We start from the raw sequence: 527 nt of genomic DNA, 5'->3' as shown, positions 1-527 counted from the left end.
CTGTAATGCTAAAAAATCTAAAGATAATGAATGATTAAACTCAAAAATAAACAGTCTACCGTTAAAAAATGGATGGCTATCTGTTTTAGCTTTATAAAGCATTAAGTCACTAGATAAAAACGGAATATTATCAACGGTTCCAGTAATTAAAGCCTCTGAATCATATTTTTCAGAAGGATTGAAAAAGTCAGACCCGTAAGCTTGGAGTTTAGAAAGTCCTACATATTGAAAGTAATCTCCACCTTTCATCCATTCAGAAAGGTTTTTTGAGATAAAACTTTCTTTAAACGTTTCTTTTAGATGTGAAAAATTGGAAACTCCAAAAAACACAAGCAATAACCCAGCAACTAAAGCAATCCCATTATAAAGAACATGGGCATTCATACGATAGGATAAAGCGCTTAATACTATGATTAACACTCCAAAAAAGACTGTGATTTCTGCAGATTTCTTTTTGCGATATAGTGCTTTAATCTCACTATTCATACGAAACTCCTCTCATCAAGGGGAAAATAACTCTCTAAGTA

1 protein-coding gene is annotated in these 527 nt (G+C 32.1%); it reads right to left on the bottom strand.

The annotated features are described in order from the left end of the window. Positions 1-486: hypothetical protein (locus ABCO64_RS10805; RefSeq protein WP_343089483.1), on the bottom strand; the 486-nt coding region annotated here is incomplete at its 3' end. Positions 487-527 lie beyond the last annotated feature (41 nt).

Source organism: Methanocalculus natronophilus, assembly GCF_038751955.1.
GTDB classification, from domain to species: domain Archaea; phylum Halobacteriota; class Methanomicrobia; order Methanomicrobiales; family Methanocorpusculaceae; genus Methanocalculus; species Methanocalculus natronophilus.
This window is presented reverse-complemented; position numbering and strand designations above follow the sequence as displayed.